Raw genomic sequence first — 15579 nt, forward strand, 5'->3', positions numbered from 1 at the left:
GTTCAATCTGAGCCAGGATCAAACTCTTCAGTTTAAACCTGTTACTGTTTTCGGTTCAGTTAAGAACCGGTCGCTCACTCAAAGCTGACAGGAATATGAATCACTTCATAAACCTGACTTACTTTAGCGTGAGACTCTTGATACTTTCGCTATCTGATCCAAGGATCAGCTCGCTGCCATCAAGCGCCCACACTTATCGGCTGTTAATTTTTAAAGAGCATTCTGCGAGGAACTTCGCGTTTCTCAGCAGCGCTGCGTTTTCAGCAGCAGAGAAGCGAGATTATGAACCGTGTTTCGCAGATCGTCAACAACTTTTTTACACCATCGTTGCGACTGCGGGGCTCAACTTCCAGGCCAGTTGCGCGCTCCAGACTGCAGCACACCGCCAACCCTGCTTCCCTCTCCCGCACCGCGTTTCCGTTAGCGCGAAAGAGGCGTGATTGTAGGCACGCTCTTCGAACTGCGCAAGGGGTTTGAAGCAACTTTTTTACAAAAGCCGCAATTCGGCCGGTCTGCCATGCCTCGGCACGAGACCGCTTATGGTGCAAAGAACGGACTAGAATGTGAGGTTCTTCGCCTCTTTCTATATACGTCTTTAATATGCGCCAGCGAATCGCCAAACGCCTCCCCCCCGATGCCGACAAACTTGTCGGTCTGTCGCTTGCGCTCTTCGCCTCGGGCAGCCGCATCGAGGATCGCTTCTGGGAAGCGAAGCTCGACGCGCTGCTCGCCAAGATTGTCCGCAACGGCAACCAGACCACGCTCGACGCAGCGCTCGACCATCTTCAACAGAATCATCCTGACGCCTATGGTGCGCTCGCCGACATGGCCGAGACGCACAGCGAGTCGATGGTGATCGAGCACGACGGGCAACCGTTCGACGCGCTGCTGGTCGCCATCCCGGTTCTCGCATGGACGCGCTACATGATTCCGTCGGGCCCGCTCAAGGGTGACGTTGCCGACGCGCTGCGAACGCACCTGCAGGCTCACGTCCTTGCGAACGGCACCCTCGTCGGGCTTGCCCCGTTCCTCTACAGCATCGACCAGTTGCCGCGACATCACGTCGAGACCTACCGGCTGGCCCAGCAACTCGCGCATGCAGCGATCACCCAGCACACACCCAAGCTCAGCTTCGGCGACCTGCCTGAAACCTCGCCGATCCTGGCCGACCCGCGCTTCCTGCTCGCCGTCGTCGCCGCGCCCGCCGGCGCAGCGCTGTTCCGCTGGCAGGAGGAAGAAAACGGCAGCCGGATCGAACGTGGCCAGTGCCTCGAGCAATGGACGGCCCAGGGCGGCCCGAACCTGTCGATCGCCCTGCCCGGCTGCGAATTCGAATGCCTGCTTCCGGACGCGTACTATTCGGCCTGCCGGGATGCGGACGAACGCGTGCGTCCGCATACGGTGAGAACCGCCATTCGTTATCTTTTCGACACACTTGGTGCGGCACCGCAAGAACTGCGCGCGGTGGTCGCCGGCTTCGGCGAACGCCGTATCGACGAGTATCGTGTCGGCTTCACGCGGCGTGCCAGCAACGACGTAATCTACGGCGTCGTATGGCCGCTCTACGGCCGTGAAAACGGCGACGTGTCGATCGACAGCGCGACGCTCGAAGGCGAAGCACCGATCGACGGGCCGCTCGAGGAAATCGTGAGCCTGCTGAAGGAATGCGGCGTAACCGACGTCCGGCGGCACGCGGGCCGCTTCGAACCTGAATACTGTGATGACTGCGGCGTGCCGCTTTACGCAGATCCGCTCGGCGAAATCGTCCACGCGGAAATGCCGGAAGACGCGTCACCCGCCCAGCCGCACTTCCACTGACCCGCACAGCAGGCGTTGACGGCCTGCTCGTCCGAAGCCGCTCACGGTTCCCGCCGGAGCGGCTTTTTTCTTGTCCGCCATCCCGCCGTCCGAAATTTCATACTTTTCCTAAGCCTTTCAGCCAAGCAGACATCGTGTAAGGTCTTTGTCATCATCAGACCCAAGGCATGCCAGACGGCAGATCAATGGCTCACATTACGGAGGTTGAATATGCGGTTCCTGATGCTTAATTCAGACGCCGAGCGGCGTGACGGACTGAAGGCCCTGTTGCGACAGATCGACCGTCACGCCAGCATCAATGATGCGTCCGACAGTTTCCAGGCGCGCAGGCTGCTGCGCAACCAGCGTTTCGACCTCGTCGCGATCGACTGGCTCGACGTCGGCCGACTCAGCGAGCTTCAGGCGCTCTGCAGCGCGTGCTCGCCGACACCCGTCGCCGTCCTGGTCGACGAAACGTCGCCGGAGGCCATCCAGCGCTTCTTCAACTATGGTGTCGCCGGCGTGATCCCGCATTCCACGCGGCCGCACCTGATCGTGCGTGCGCTCGAGATCGTGCTGCTGGGCGGGCACTACATCCCGCCGATCGCGCTCCGACTGCTGCCGTCCGCTGCTGCGGCGCGTTACGATGCCCATTTCCAGACACTCGCCGGGTCGCTTCCCCGCCGGCCGCCGAGCGGCCTCTTGTCGCCGCGACAAGCGCAGATCATGCGCTTCGTTCACATGGGCAGCACCAACAAGATGATCGCCCGTACGCTCGGCATCAGCGAAGGCACCGTCAAGATCCACCTCGCCAGCATCTTCCAGCAGCTCGGTGCCGCCAACCGCGCCGCCGCGGTCGCGATCTACAACGGCTGGCTGTCGCCCCACCTCGAGGTGCTGCTGGCGAACCGCAACCGCACGCGCAAGCCGCCCATCGGCGAACACGGCCCGGTTCCGCTGCGTACGCAACGGAATGATCGCCCATACCCGTTGCCAGCCTCGACCGACAGCGCGCAGGAGCTGCCGATCGCCGCCGAGCCACCCGCGCGGTTCCGGCGCGAACGCTAGCCAAACAGTCTCGATATTGCGACGGTCGGCGTGTGCGAATTCCCACCTTTGATGCTCAACGAGTAATATGAACGCATGGGTTTTCTTTTCACACCGCTTCCGCTCTGGGTTGGCATCGGTGGCTGGATCGCCGCCGTGGCCTTGCTCGCGCTCGCGATCTGGAATCGTCCCTTCGTTCGCCTGCAAGACGCCACGCTCCAGCACGTGTGGCTCGCGCTCGTCACCGCCATTGCGGTCCTCTGGGCCTCGAATGCGTGGCTCGAAGATGGCATCGTCATGCATCTGCTTGGCGCGACGCTGCTCGTCACCCTGTTCGACTGGACACTCGCACTGATCGCGATGGGCGCCATCACGGCGGTTGCCGCGATCATCTTCGACGCGCCTTGGCAGGGCATTGGCCTGACCTATCTGATCTACGGCGCGCTGCCGGTCGCCGTGTCGGCATTGCTGCAGCGCGCCGCACTCGCATGGTTGCCGCACAATCTCGCGTCGTTCATCACCGGCCAGGGATTCCTGTCGCCGGCCGTCGCGATCATCGCGGTCGCCACTGCCGCGGCCGGGGTCCAGCTCGCGCTCGCGGACGGCGTGCCAGTCGTGATTCCGGCCGGCTATCTACTGAACACTGCGCTGCTCGCACTCGGCGAAGCGTGGTTCACCGGCATGGCGACGGCACTCATCGCCGTCTATCGCCCTGCCTGGGTCACGACCTTCGACGTCCGGCGCTATCGCCTCGGCGGCCCGCGCGCCTGAATTGTCCTCTGGCGGCGGCGCCGTCATCCCGTTCCGGCAGCATCTCGCGCGGTGCGGCAGAATGCGACATCTACTGCCGCACAACTTTTTTACGCTAAGATTGAACTCCGGTTCTTCATCGGGCATCTATACGTGCCCGATGTCTCATTCGCTCCTCACCAATAACCAGATGGACAGCTCTCCTGCGTCGCTCCGGATTTTCCGGGCGCTCGGCAAGCTGGCAGCCTGTATTGCGGGCCTGTCGCTTGCGCTTCCGACACCGGCATTCGCCGATCTGCTCGACCAGCGCTCCGAACTGATCAACAAATTCGTCAACGAAATGCACGCCGACCCGCTCGCCGCCGATTGTGCGGCGCATGGCAGCTTCATCGCCAGCACGTCGTCGGCATTCGACCGCGTCGACTTCGCGCCGAACGCATTCGACAGCGGCAACGCGACAATCACGCCATGGAACGACTCGTTCGACCAGGGCAAGCAGCGCGTGAAGGTCGACAACATCGTCACTGTCGACGGACTCGGCATCCACAGCGACGGCAGCGACCCGACGCCGCTGAAATTCCGATGCGGCTATGTCGGTCAGCAAATGCTCGCGTTCAGCTGGAACGATCCGGTTCCGCCGCTGAAGCCGCGCGTCGAGCGCTCCACGTCCTCGACGAAGAAATTCAAGGGCAAGTCGCACCGAGGCAAGGTGAAGGCAAAGGCATCGGGCCGCACCGGCAGCAAGAAAGCCGTCGCAACGAAAAAGTCGAGCGGCCAGAAGAAGGTCGTGAAGAAGACTGCGAAGAAGTCCTGATACGACGAAGCGACTTCGACAGAAGCAAAAAAGCCGGGGCATCCTGAGATGCCCCGGCTTTTTTTCATACGGCGACGCTACGCTTACGCGAACGTGTCGACGTGCACCAGGATCGCCGCCAGCATCGCCGCGCCAAGCGCCGCGCTTCTCTCACCGTTCCAGCCGACGCGTTCGTCGGGCAGGTTCGCGTTGTCCTTGAACGGCATCTCGAGCGTCAGCGACAGGCAGCCGAACTGGTGGCCGATGTACTTCGATGCGAGCTTGAGCGCGTCCTCCTTGTATTTGCTCGCCGCATAGCCGTGCTCGGTCTGGAAGTCGGGGCTCGCAACCTTGAAGGCCTCGATGAATGCGGTCTGCTCCTTGCCTTGCTGCTCGGTAAAGCTCGGCAGCATCTCCGACCCGGCAACGAACACGTACGGCAGATCCTCGTCCCCGTGAATGTCGAAGAACATGTCGCAGCCGATCGCATGGATCGCATCGCGCACGGCCAGCACCTCGGGGCTGCGCTCGGCATCGGGTGCCATCCACTCGCGGTTAAGGTTCGCGCCCGCCGCATTGGTGCGCAGGTTGCCATGCACGCTGCCGTCCGGGTTCATGTTCGGGACGATGTGGAACGTCACGCGATCGTAGAGCTTGCGCGCGACCGGATCACCGGCCCAGTCACCCCATCCGGCCAGCCGCTTGACGAGGCCTTCGATGAACCATTCGGCCATCGACTCGCCGGGATGCTGGCGCGCGATGATCCACACCTTCTTCTTCGGCGCGCCGTCGGCTTCCGGCGTACCGAGCGTCAGCAGCGACATCGGACGACCTTCGACCGTGCGACCGAGTTCGACAACGCTCGCCTGCGGCAACTGCTGGACCGCGCCGAGAAATGCCGCGTGACGCTCTTCCGAGTACGGTTCGAAATACGCGTAGTAGATGTTGTCGAATTCCGGCGTATGGTCGATGGTCATCGACTTGCCGTCGAACGTCGTCGGCACGCGGAACCAGTCGACCCGGTCATAGCTCGCCACCGCGCTGTAATTGCGCCAGCCCGACGGATACGCGCATTCGGCGGCATTCTCGAACGTCATCACGCAGCGCTCGCCGCGCGCGCCCGTCAAGCGGTAGTAGAACCATTGCGCGAATTCCGAGCGGTTGTCGCCGCGCACGCGCAGCCGAATCGCATCGGGACTGTCGCACGACACGACGTCGATTGCGCCTGCGTCGAAATTGCTGGTGATCGAAACGGCCATCTGTCTCTCCTTGGTCGACCGGAACAGGCGGTGTAGCGCTTGCCCGGCCTCATGCATGCGCCAGCCGTCTCGTGAACGGCCGGCTGGGTCACTCGCCGACTCGCCGGCGATATACGTAAGTCGAGTCGTTCGACGCAGCCGCATCGAACGCATAGCCTTCCGTCGCGAAATCCTTCAGCGCCTTCGGGTCGGTAATACGGTTCTCGACGATAAAACGCGCCATCAGGCCGCGCGCACGCTTCGCGTGGAAGCTGATGATCTTGTAGCGGCCGCCCTTCCAGTCCTCGAACACCGGCGTGATGACGGGCGCGGCCAGCAGTTTCGGCTTGACCGACTTGAAGTATTCGGTCGACGCGCAGTTGACCAGCACGCGCGCCGAGCCGCTGCGGGTTTCGAGCTGTTCGTTCAGCGCACGCGTGATGCGATCGCCCCAGAACGCGTACAGATCCTTGCCGCGCGCGTTCGCGAAGCGCGTACCCATCTCGAGACGGTACGGCTGCAGCAGATCGAGCGGACGCAACAGCCCGTACAGCCCCGACAGCACGCGCACGTGCTGCTGCGCGTAGTCGAGATCGGCGGACGACAGCGATTTGGCGTCGAATCCTTCATATACGTCGCCGTTGAACGCGAGCACGGCCTGCTTCGCGTTGGCCGGCGTAAAGGTCGGCGACCAGTCCGCGTAGCGCTGGAAATTCAGGCGCGCGAGCGGATCGGAGATATCCATCAGCGTCGCGATGTCCTGCGGCGAAAGCTTGCGCAGGCCGTCGATCAGTTCGGACGCGTCGTCGACGAATGCAGGCTCCGTGTAAGACTGGACGTGCGCGGGCGTATCGTAGTCGAGGGATTTGGCTGGAGAGAGAACGATTATCATAGAGGCTCGCTGGCACGCCGTGCCTTGCGGTCAGACGAAAACCACCGATTGTAACGAATGACCCGCTCTCTCGCCCCGCATGCCGCGCATCGCGTCGTGCTCGACTCGAACGTCTGGATCGACATCCTCGTATTCGACGACCCTGCTACGCGCCCGATCCGGGCCGCGCTCGAACGCGGCACGCTTGCCGCCGTGATCGACGGCCGCTGCCTGACCGAACTCGAGTATGTGCTCGATTATCCGCAGTTCCAGGCGCGCGCTGTCGACAAGGCGGCTGCGCTCGCGACCGTCGCCCGCCTGGCGAGCCTCGTCGAGCCGCCGGCCGTCGACGCCGACGCGCCGCCGCTGCCGAAGTGCAAGGACCGCGACGACCAGAAGTTTCTTGAACTCGCCCGCGCCGCCCAGGCCGAGTGGCTCGTGTCGAAAGACCGCGCGCTGCTGAAGCTTGCGAAGCGCACCGCACGCGACTTCGGCTTCCGGATCGCGCAACCTGCCCCCTTTGCCGAAGCCTGCGCGCTCGACGCCACGCCGGCTTGACGCACGCAACACCACCCGATTTCGACCGTATCGATGAACGCTCCTTCAGACATGCCCACGACTCCCGTTTTCCCTTCGCGCCTGCCGAACGTCGGCACGACGATCTTCACGGTCATGAGCGCGCTTGCCGCAGAAAAAGGCGCCGTGAACCTCGGCCAGGGCTTTCCGGATTTCGACTGCGATCCGCGCATCGTCGATGCGGTTGCCGCCGCGATGCGCAACGGGCACAACCAGTATCCGCCGATGGCCGGTGTCGCGCCGCTGCGCGATGCGATCGCAGACAAGATCGCGCAGGTCTACGGCCGGCGTTACGATCCGGCGACCGAAATCACCGTAACGGCCGGCGCGACGCAGGCGCTGCTGACGGCGATCCTGTGCACGGTGCATCCGGGTGATGAAGTGATCGTCGTCGAACCGACCTACGACAGCTACCTGCCGTCGATCGAACTCGCAGGCGGCAAGCCCGTGTTCGTCACGCTGGAAGCGCCCGACTACGCGATTCCGTTCGACCGCTTGGCGGCCGCAATCACGCCGAAAACGCGCATGATCCTGATCAACACGCCGCACAACCCGACGGGTACGGTGTGGCGCGAGGCGGACATGCGCAAGCTCGAAGAAATCGTGCGTGGCACCAACGTGCTGATCCTGTCCGACGAGGTCTACGAGCACATGGTCTATGACGGTGCGCGCCACGAGAGCGTCGCGCGCTATCCGGAACTCGCCGCGCGCAGCTTCATCGTGTCGAGCTTCGGCAAGACCTATCACGTGACGGGCTGGAAGGTCGGCTATGTCGCAGCCCCTGCCGCGCTGACCGCGGAATTCCGCAAGGTCCACCAGTTCAACGTGTTCACGGTGAACACGCCGATGCAGATCGGGCTCGCCGACTACCTGCGCGACCCGGCGCCGTACCTGACGCTTGCCGACTTCTACCAGAAGAAGCGCGACTTCTTCCGGGCCGGCCTCGAGCACACACGCTTCAAGCTGCTGCCCTGCACGGGCACCTACTTCCAGTGCGTCGATTATTCGGCGATCAGCGACCTGCCTGAAGCGGAATTCTCGAAGTGGCTCACGTCGGAGATCGGCGTGGCCGCCATTCCGGTGTCGGCGTTCTATCACGAGCCGCACGAATCGGGCGTCGTCCGATTCTGCTTCGCCAAGCAGGAAAGCACGCTCGCGGCCGCGCTCGAACGGCTCGCACGCCTGTAAGTCCCGCACGGGCGGCCGTACGCCGCCCTGCAGGAACCGCGCTTACGAACGAGCGACGCTCGTCGCTTCGATATACGCCTTGCGCTCGGTTGCCACGCGCTGCGCGGCCGGACGCTCGCCGACCGTCTTCGCGTGCGCCTTCCAGTCGATACCGGCGTCGAGCAGGAAATCGCGTCCGAATATGGCCTTCGTCGCCATCCCGATGACCGGCAGATGGACCCATGCGGCGATGTCGGCGAGGCCGAACGACTCGCCGAGCACATACGGCGAAAACTGCGTCAACTGCTTGAACGCATCGATCGCGCGCGGCAGGCGCTTCTCGACGTGCGCCTTCATTCCGTCGCTGACCTTGCCGCCGAAAAACGCTTCCGTATAGACCTCGCGCGCCACCCATTCGAGATACAGCTCGAGCGTCTCGACCAGTTCGCGCACTTTCGCGGCCGCAAACGGGCTCGCCGGGAAAATGCCTTTCTCGGGATAGCGCGCCGCCAGGTATTCGATGATCACCTGCGACTCGAACAATGCGCCTTCTTCGGTCTTCAGGAACGGAATCTTGCCGAGCGGCGAATCGGCGAGCTGGGCCGGATCGCTGATCGGCAATCCGCACACCGACTCTTCGAACGGAATGTCGTGCTCGAGCAGGACGAACTTCACCTTGTTGTAATAGTTGGACAACGGAATACCGCACAGCTGTAGCATCGGAGTCTCCTTCGTTGCTGGAACGCGGCCGCAACGGTGCCGGCCGCCTCGGGATTCGTCGCGCTGAAAAGCACGTTCGTGCTAGTCTAAAGCAAGTATTGCGTTCGTCATGACAACATTACATCCGCTACGGCATCGGCCGCATCAGCGTGCTACGCGCGCGGCGCCGCAGCCCCGCCATCCGATGGAGACACGCTCGCATGAGTGCTGAACTGCTGGCCTCGCGTCCGCCCGAGAGCGACTCGACGCTCGTCCTCACGCTATCCAATCCCGGCGCACGCAATGCGCTGCATCCCGACATGTACGCGGCCGGCATCGAGGCGCTCGCCACCGCCGAACGCGATCCCGGGATTCGCGCCGTCGTGCTCACCGGCGCCGATCGCTTTTTCTGCGCGGGCGGCAACCTGAACCGGCTGCTCGACAACCGCTCGAAGGATCCGTCCTATCAGGCCGACAGCATCGACCAGCTCGCCGCATGGGTCACGGCGATCCACGCTTCGACGAAGCCGGTGATCGCGGCGGTCGAAGGCGCCGCGGCCGGTGCGGGCTTCTCGCTCGCGCTCGCGTGCGACCTGATCGTCGCCGCGCACGATGCGAAGTTCGTGATGTCGTACGCGCGTGTCGGCCTGACTCCCGACGGAGGCGGTTCGTGGTTCCTCGCCCGCGCATTGCCGCGCGCGATCGCGGCCGAGATCCTGTTCGAAGGCAAACCCGTCGCAGCCGAACGTCTGCACACGCTCGGTGTCGTCAACCGGCTCGCCGTGCCGGGCGCGGCGCTGACCGACGCGCTGGCATGGGCCGATGCGCTCGCCGGCATCTCGCCGAACGCGCTCACGCGCATCAAGTCGCTGCTCGACGACGCAACGATGCAACCGCTCGACACGCATCTCGGCACCGAACGCGATCATTTCGTCGCGTCGCTGCATCATGCCGACGGGCTCGAAGGCATCACCGCATTTCTCGAGAAACGCCAGCCCCGCTACAAGCGCTGATCCGCAGCACCGGCTTTCGAACTGCCAGAACGCGTCTGCCCGGAAGCGCTGCGTGCGACCTCATCGACGATCACTTGCACGCCTGCGCGCACGCATCGGCATGCACATTTCCGTCGCCAGCAGCCCGTATCGATCCATGCTCTAATGACCGCCTGTCGCGGCGCTGCCGGCGCCGTTTTCGCGCATGCAACAAAGGAGTTCACGATGATCGACGTCTATAGCTGGGCGACCCCGAACGGCCACAAGGTGCACATCATGCTCGAGGAAACGGGCCTCGCCTATCGTGCCCATCCGGTCGATATCGGCGCAGGCGACCAGTTCAAGCCGGAATTCCTGAAGATCAGCCCGAACAACAAGATCCCCGCGATCGTCGATCCGGAAGGCCCCGGCGGCAAGCCGATCTCGCTGTTCGAATCGGGCGCGATCCTGATCTACCTCGCGGAGAAGACCGGCAAGTTCCTGCCGACCGATCCGGCCGCACGCTATGCGACGCTCGAATGGCTGATGTTCCAGATGGGCGGTGTCGGCCCGATGCTCGGGCAAGCGCACCACTTCCGCCTGTATGCGCCGGAGAAGATCGAGTATGCAGTCAACCGCTACACGAACGAGGCAAAGCGCCTGTACAACGTGATGGACAAGCGTCTCGGCGAATCCGAATATCTCGCGGGCGATGCGTACACGATCGCGGACATTGCGACGTTCCCGTGGACGCGCTCGTGGCAGAACCAGGGCATCGTGCTCGACGAATTGCCGAACGTGAAGCGCTGGTACGAGACGATCGCTGCACGACCGGCCGTGCAGCGCGGAGTCGAAGTGCTCGCGTCGATGCGCAAGGCGCTGCAGGACGACAAGGCACGCGAGGTGCTGTTCGGCGCGACGCAATACGCGAAGCACTGACGCTCAAGTGACGGACGGAGCGGCATCCATGCATGCCGCTCCCCGCTTCAGAAGTAATGAAGCGTGATGAATTCCGCCGCGCAAACCGGCAGCGGCGCATCGGGACGCTCGACCTGCATCGTCACCGACCACGTCACCTGCACACCGTCCCGCGCGGCCTCGGCGGTTTCCTTTACCGCAAACAGCGCACGCACACGCGCGCCGACCGGCACCGGCTTCAGGAATCGCACACGGTTCAGTCCGTAGTTCACGCCCATCTTCTGCTCGAAACGCATCGCGTCGGTCATCAACGCAGGAATCAACGACAGCGTCAGGAACCCGTGTGCGATCGGCCCGCCGAACGGCGACTCGCGGCGCGCGCGCTCGGGATCGACGTGAATCCATTGATGATCACCGGTCGCGTCGGCAAAACCGTCGACGCGATGCTGGTCGATCGCGATCCAGCCGCTCGCGAGCGGCTCCGCGCCGACACGCGCCTGCAACGCTTGTGCCGATGCGATCAGCGGCAAGGTCACGTCGGTCATGCGTGCGTGCCTCCCGGATGACGCAGCCCGAAGATCACCTTGGTATGCACGGTGATCACCGTCTCGCCGGCGACGTTCACGCCGACCCACTCCGTCGATACGATGCCGCGATCGGGCTTGCTCTCCGACACGCGCTTGTCGTGGACCTTCTGGTACATCGTGATCGTGTCGCCTGCCCTCACCGGCTTGAGCCAGCGGATCGAGTCGATACCCGGCGAGCCCATGCTGGTCGAGTCCTGGCCGAGCTTCTTGATGAGCAGGCTCATGAACACCGAACACGTGTGCCAGCCGCTCGCGACGAGCCCGCCGAAATGCGATGCCTTCCCGGCCTCTTCGTCGAGATGGAACGGCTGCGGGTCGTAGCGTTGCGCGAACGCCTTGATGTCGTCGGGTTCGAACGTGTAACGGCCCACTTCGGTGGTGCTGCCGACCACCAGGTCTTCGTAACTGATGCCCACTAGGTGTCTCCTTGTCTGGCGCGCTCGCGCGTCGCCGTCATGCCGCGTCGGCCTGCGCGAAATCGGGCAGCGCCGCGATGCGCGCAAGATGATGATCGGTATCGCCGAGCGTCGTCTCGATGATCGACAGCCGCTTGAACAGGTGCGCAGCGGCGACCTCGTTGGTCACGCCCATGCCGCCATGCAGTTGAACGGCCTGCTGGCCGACGAAGCGCGCGGCGGCGCCGACACGCGCTTTCGCGGCCGACACGGCCTTGCGCCGCGCGTCGGCATCGCCGCTCGCGTAACGTACGGCAGCCAGGTAGGTCAGCGAACGTGCCTGTTCGGCATGGATCAGCATGTCGACCATCCGGTGCTGCAGCGCCTGGAAACGCGCGATCGGCACGCCGAACTGTTCGCGCGTCTTCGTGTATTCGACCGTGGCGCGATTCAGTTCGTCGAGTGCGCCGACCGCTTCCGCGCACAACAGGAACGTCGCGTAATCGGCAACTTGCTCGAGGGCTGCGGCATCGCGCGCACCGCCCGTCAGCAGTCGCGCCGGCGTTTCATTGAAGCCGAGCGTCGCAGCACGCTGGCCGTCGATCGTCCGGTAGTCGACCACCTTCGCATTCGCTGCATCCCGTTCGACGACGAAGAGGCCGATGCCGCCGCTGTCGACGCGCGCAGGCACGATCCAGGCATGCGCCTGTGCGCCGTGCTGAACAACCGACTTCGTGCCGGTCAGCCGGTACGCGCCGCCCTGCTCGCGCGCATGCGTGTCGAGTTCGAACAGGTCGTAGCGCGCATGCGGCTCGTGGAACGCGACCGCCACACGTTTCTGCCCCTGTGCGACCGCCTCCAGCAGCGCGGCATCGTCACCGGCGCCGGAGCCGGCGATGCGCAGCGCCTCGACGCCCACCGCCGTTGCCCAGTACGGCTCGATCACGAGCGCACGGCCGAGCTCCTGCATCACGACCAGCATGTCGACCGGGCCGCCGCCGAAGCCGCCCTGTGCGTCCGGCACGGGCAGCGCGGTCAACCCCAGTTCGGCGAACGCGCTCCATTGCTTGTCCGACACGCCCGCGTCGCTGCGCACGATTGCCTGGCGGGCTTCGAAGCCGTATTGCTCGCCGAGATAACGGCGCAACGCGTCGGCGAACTGCTGCTGCTCATCAGTAAAGCTGAAATCCATGGTTGTCTCCGTTCCCTGATCACAGCCCCAGAATCATCTGCGCGATGATGTTCTTCTGGATCTCGTTCGAACCACCGTAGATCGACGTCTTCCGGTAGTTGAAGTAGTACGCGGCCAGCGGCGCCGCATCGTCGTCGCCCGCGATGCTGTGCTCGCGCTGGCCTTCGAGGAACGGAATGTCGAACGGTGCGGCGAGCGGGCCGATCGCGTCGACCATCAGCTCGGTGAGCGCCTGCTGCACTTCCGTGCCCTTGATCTTCAGCATGGACGCCTCGGGGCCCGGCCCCTTCCCGCTCGTCTCGCGGCTGACGACGCGCAGCACCGTCACTTCGAGCGCCATCAGCTCGACCTCGAGCGCCGCGACCTTTGCGGCGAACACGGGATCGGCGAGCAACGGCTTGCCGTTCTTGCGCTGGTTCGACGCCACGCGCTTCAGGAACGCAAGCTCGCGCTTCGACGCGCCAACGCGCGCAATGCCGGTGCGCTCATGGCCAAGCAGGTATTTCGCGTAGGTCCAGCCGCGATTCTCGTCGCCGACGAGATTCTCGACCGGCACCTTCACGTCCTCGAAGAACACCTCGTTGACCTCGTGGTCCTCGTCGAGCATGACGATCGGGCGCACCGTGATGCCGGGCGTCTTCATGTCGATCAACAGGAACGAGATGCCCTCCTGTTTCTTCGCGGCCGGATCGGTGCGCACGAGGCAGAACATCATGTCGGCGTACTGGCCGAGCGTCGTCCAGGTCTTCTGGCCATTGACGACGTAGTGATCGCCGCGGCGCTCGGCGCGCGTGCGCAACGATGCGAGGTCGGATCCCGAACCCGGCTCCGAGTAGCCCTGGCACCACCAGTCCGAGCCGTCGAGAATGCGCGGCAGGTAATGCCGTTTCTGCGCTTCGCTGCCGTATTTCATCAACACCGGCGCAACCATCGACACGCCGAACGGCAGCACGGTCGGCGCACCGATCCGCGCACACTCCTCATCCCAGATGTGCCGTTGCGTCGCGTTCCAGCCAGGGCCGCCATATTCGACGGGCCAGGCGGGCGCGGACCAGCCGCGCTGGCCGAGAAGCCGGTGCCAGCTCGCGAAATCCTCGCGGTCGAGTCGTTTGTGATCGAGAACTTTGGCGCGCAGTGCGTGAGGCAGGTTGGCCTCGAGCCAGGCGCGGACGTCGACGCGGAACGCGTCGTCGGCGGGGGAATAATCCAGATCCATGCGCAGTGTCTCCTGTCGACCAGAGTTGGCGCTTTAGCGCTTACTCTGGTCCCATGCTTCGCGGTCGACCAGAGTTGGTGCTTTAACGCTTACTCCGGTCCCATGCTTCGCGGTCGACCGGAGTTGGTGCGTCAGCACTGACTCTGGTCCCATGCAAGGCTTGCCGCAGCCGTCCGGCGCGGCAAGGACTCACTGCACACCTTATTGCAGCGGTTCTTTCAGCGCGGCAGGAATCGGCAGCGGCATCACTTCGATGCCTTCTTCGGCCAGGGATTGCGCATCTTCGGGCGTCGTGACGCCACGAATGCTGCGTGCCGGCGCCTCGTTGTAATGGATGCGCCGCGCTTCCTCGGCGAAGCGCTCGCCCACATTCTCGGTTTTCTCCAGCACCTCGCGCAGCGCACGCATCACCTGCGCCTGCATTGCGCGCGGATCAGCCGGCTGTGCCTGCGTCGCACCTGACAGATTCAGGCGCGGCGCCGACGGCAGACGGTTGACCTCGGTCGTTCCGCACACCGGACATTCGACCAGCTTGCGGGACAACTGCGCTTCGAATTCATCGGCGGAAGCGAACCAGCCTTCGAACCGATGACCGTGCGGGCACTGTAAATCGAGGACCTTCATGCTGAATCAGGGCGTGTGGCGAGTGTAGCGCAAAAAACGGTTTTGTGAACGATCGTGCTAAATACCGATCGCGCGACGAGGAGGCGTCGCGTCACCGGATTGTAACGCGTCGCCCCACCCGCCGCTGACGCCGCACTCAGGGCGTCAGGACCGGCCCGAGCGGCCACGTGCCGGACAGCACCTTATCGAGCCACATCGTGCCGATGATTGTCTTCACGTCGGAAATCTGGCCCGTGCGCACCCATTCCTGCAGATCGGCCTGCGTCGCGGTGAAGGTCTCGAGGAATTCGCCTTCATCGAGCTTGCGCTCGCCGGCCGTCAACCCACGCGCGAGGTACAGGTCGATGAATTCGGTCGAATAGGAAATGATCGGGTGAATCCGGGCCAGGAACACGTACTCGCGTGCCGTGTAACCCGTTTCCTCGCGCAGTTCGCGCACGGCGCAGGCGAGCGCGCCTTCGTTCGGGTCGAGCTTGCCGGCCGGGAACTCGGCCATCACCTTGCCGATCGGGTAGCGAAACTGGCTTTCCATCAGCACGCGACCGTCGTCGAACAGCGGGATCACCATCACCGCGCCCGGGTGCTGGACGTATTCGCGCGTGGCTTTCTTGCCATCCGGCAGGCGGACGGTGTCGCGCTTGAGCTTGAGGAACGAGCCTTCGAAAATCGCCTCGCTCTCGAGGCAGGTTTCGGTCAGTGCGGCGTCGTGATTGGGTAGTTCGGCCATCGGCGGCTCCA

General features: G+C 63.9%; 17 protein-coding genes. 8 read left to right on the forward strand and 9 right to left on the reverse strand.

Annotated elements, in window-relative coordinates; translation table 11 throughout:
- Positions 1-600: 600 nt before the first annotated feature.
- The 4 genes from HAV18_RS23640 to HAV18_RS23655 all read left to right on the forward strand — a co-directional run bounded on the left by HAV18_RS23640 (position 601) and on the right by HAV18_RS23655 (position 4408).
- Entirely contained in the window at positions 601-1818 is a 1218-nt protein-coding gene (locus HAV18_RS23640; protein ID WP_166960588.1) for a DUF2863 family protein, read from the forward strand.
- 210 nt (positions 1819-2028) lie between these two features.
- Positions 2029-2865: a response regulator transcription factor gene (locus tag HAV18_RS23645; protein WP_166961347.1), complete on the forward strand. Its 837-nt coding sequence runs from the start codon at positions 2029-2031 to the stop codon at positions 2863-2865.
- A 75-nt stretch (positions 2866-2940) separates the two neighbouring features.
- Positions 2941-3615, forward strand: a complete 675-nt coding sequence (locus HAV18_RS23650; RefSeq protein ID WP_166960591.1) for an energy-coupling factor ABC transporter permease — start codon at positions 2941-2943, stop codon at positions 3613-3615.
- 139 nt (positions 3616-3754) lie between these two features.
- Positions 3755-4408, forward strand: coding sequence for a BspC domain-containing protein (locus HAV18_RS23655; RefSeq protein ID WP_166960594.1), 654 nt, complete (start codon positions 3755-3757; stop codon positions 4406-4408).
- A gap of 83 nt (positions 4409-4491) precedes the next feature.
- Here the strand turns inward: HAV18_RS23655 and HAV18_RS23660 are convergent, their stop codons facing one another.
- Together HAV18_RS23660 and yaaA are read right to left on the reverse strand one after the other, a co-directional pair.
- On the reverse strand, positions 4492-5646 hold the full coding sequence (locus HAV18_RS23660) for a M14-type cytosolic carboxypeptidase (protein WP_166960597.1): 1155 nt from the start codon (positions 5644-5646) through the stop codon (positions 4492-4494).
- Between the two features lie 88 nt (positions 5647-5734).
- On the reverse strand, positions 5735-6517 hold the full coding sequence (gene yaaA / locus HAV18_RS23665; RefSeq protein WP_166960600.1) for a peroxide stress protein YaaA: 783 nt from the start codon (positions 6515-6517) through the stop codon (positions 5735-5737).
- Positions 6518-6574: 57 nt separating this feature from the next.
- On the opposite strand from yaaA, the gene HAV18_RS23670 reads away from it, so the two are divergent.
- Together HAV18_RS23670 and HAV18_RS23675 are read left to right on the forward strand one after the other, a co-directional pair.
- Positions 6575-7054 (forward strand): putative toxin-antitoxin system toxin component, PIN family, encoded by a 480-nt coding sequence (locus HAV18_RS23670; RefSeq protein WP_166960603.1) that lies wholly within the window; start codon positions 6575-6577, stop codon positions 7052-7054.
- 33 nt (positions 7055-7087) lie between these two features.
- Positions 7088-8260, forward strand: coding sequence for a pyridoxal phosphate-dependent aminotransferase (locus HAV18_RS23675; RefSeq protein WP_166960606.1), 1173 nt, complete (start codon positions 7088-7090; stop codon positions 8258-8260).
- 42 nt (positions 8261-8302) lie between these two features.
- Here HAV18_RS23675 and HAV18_RS23680 read toward each other — a convergent pair whose 3' ends face one another.
- On the reverse strand, positions 8303-8959 hold the full coding sequence (locus tag HAV18_RS23680; RefSeq protein ID WP_166960609.1) for a glutathione S-transferase: 657 nt from the start codon (positions 8957-8959) through the stop codon (positions 8303-8305).
- A 200-nt stretch (positions 8960-9159) separates the two neighbouring features.
- Between HAV18_RS23680 and HAV18_RS23685 the strand changes: the two genes are divergently transcribed.
- The gene (locus tag HAV18_RS23685) at positions 9160-9951 is read left to right on the forward strand and encodes an oxepin-CoA hydrolase, alternative type (RefSeq protein ID WP_166960612.1); all 792 of its coding nucleotides are present in this window, start codon (positions 9160-9162) and stop codon (positions 9949-9951) included.
- A 204-nt stretch (positions 9952-10155) separates the two neighbouring features.
- The gene (locus HAV18_RS23690; protein ID WP_166960615.1) at positions 10156-10848 is read left to right on the forward strand and encodes a glutathione binding-like protein; all 693 of its coding nucleotides are present in this window, start codon (positions 10156-10158) and stop codon (positions 10846-10848) included.
- Positions 10849-10895: 47 nt separating this feature from the next.
- Here HAV18_RS23690 and HAV18_RS23695 read toward each other — a convergent pair whose 3' ends face one another.
- The 6 genes from HAV18_RS23695 to HAV18_RS23720 all read right to left on the reverse strand — a co-directional run bounded on the left by HAV18_RS23695 (position 10896) and on the right by HAV18_RS23720 (position 15568).
- Positions 10896-11372: a MaoC family dehydratase gene (locus HAV18_RS23695; RefSeq protein ID WP_166960618.1), complete on the reverse strand. Its 477-nt coding sequence runs from the start codon at positions 11370-11372 to the stop codon at positions 10896-10898.
- Entirely contained in the window at positions 11369-11830 is a 462-nt protein-coding gene (locus HAV18_RS23700) for a MaoC family dehydratase (RefSeq protein WP_166960621.1), read from the reverse strand. The genes HAV18_RS23695 and HAV18_RS23700 overlap by 4 nt, the downstream gene beginning before the upstream one ends.
- A gap of 37 nt (positions 11831-11867) precedes the next feature.
- Positions 11868-13001, reverse strand: a complete 1134-nt coding sequence (locus HAV18_RS23705; protein ID WP_166960624.1) for an acyl-CoA dehydrogenase family protein — start codon at positions 12999-13001, stop codon at positions 11868-11870.
- Between the two features lie 19 nt (positions 13002-13020).
- Positions 13021-14217: an acyl-CoA dehydrogenase family protein gene (locus HAV18_RS23710; protein WP_166960627.1), complete on the reverse strand. Its 1197-nt coding sequence runs from the start codon at positions 14215-14217 to the stop codon at positions 13021-13023.
- A 201-nt stretch (positions 14218-14418) separates the two neighbouring features.
- Positions 14419-14841, reverse strand: a complete 423-nt coding sequence (locus HAV18_RS23715) for a DUF1178 family protein (RefSeq protein ID WP_166960630.1) — start codon at positions 14839-14841, stop codon at positions 14419-14421.
- A gap of 136 nt (positions 14842-14977) precedes the next feature.
- The gene (locus tag HAV18_RS23720) at positions 14978-15568 is read right to left on the reverse strand and encodes an NUDIX domain-containing protein (RefSeq protein ID WP_166960633.1); all 591 of its coding nucleotides are present in this window, start codon (positions 15566-15568) and stop codon (positions 14978-14980) included.
- Positions 15569-15579: the final 11 nt, after the last annotated feature.

It is taken from the genome of Burkholderia sp. D-99, from assembly GCF_011605345.1.
Lineage (GTDB): Bacteria > Pseudomonadota > Gammaproteobacteria > Burkholderiales > Burkholderiaceae > Burkholderia.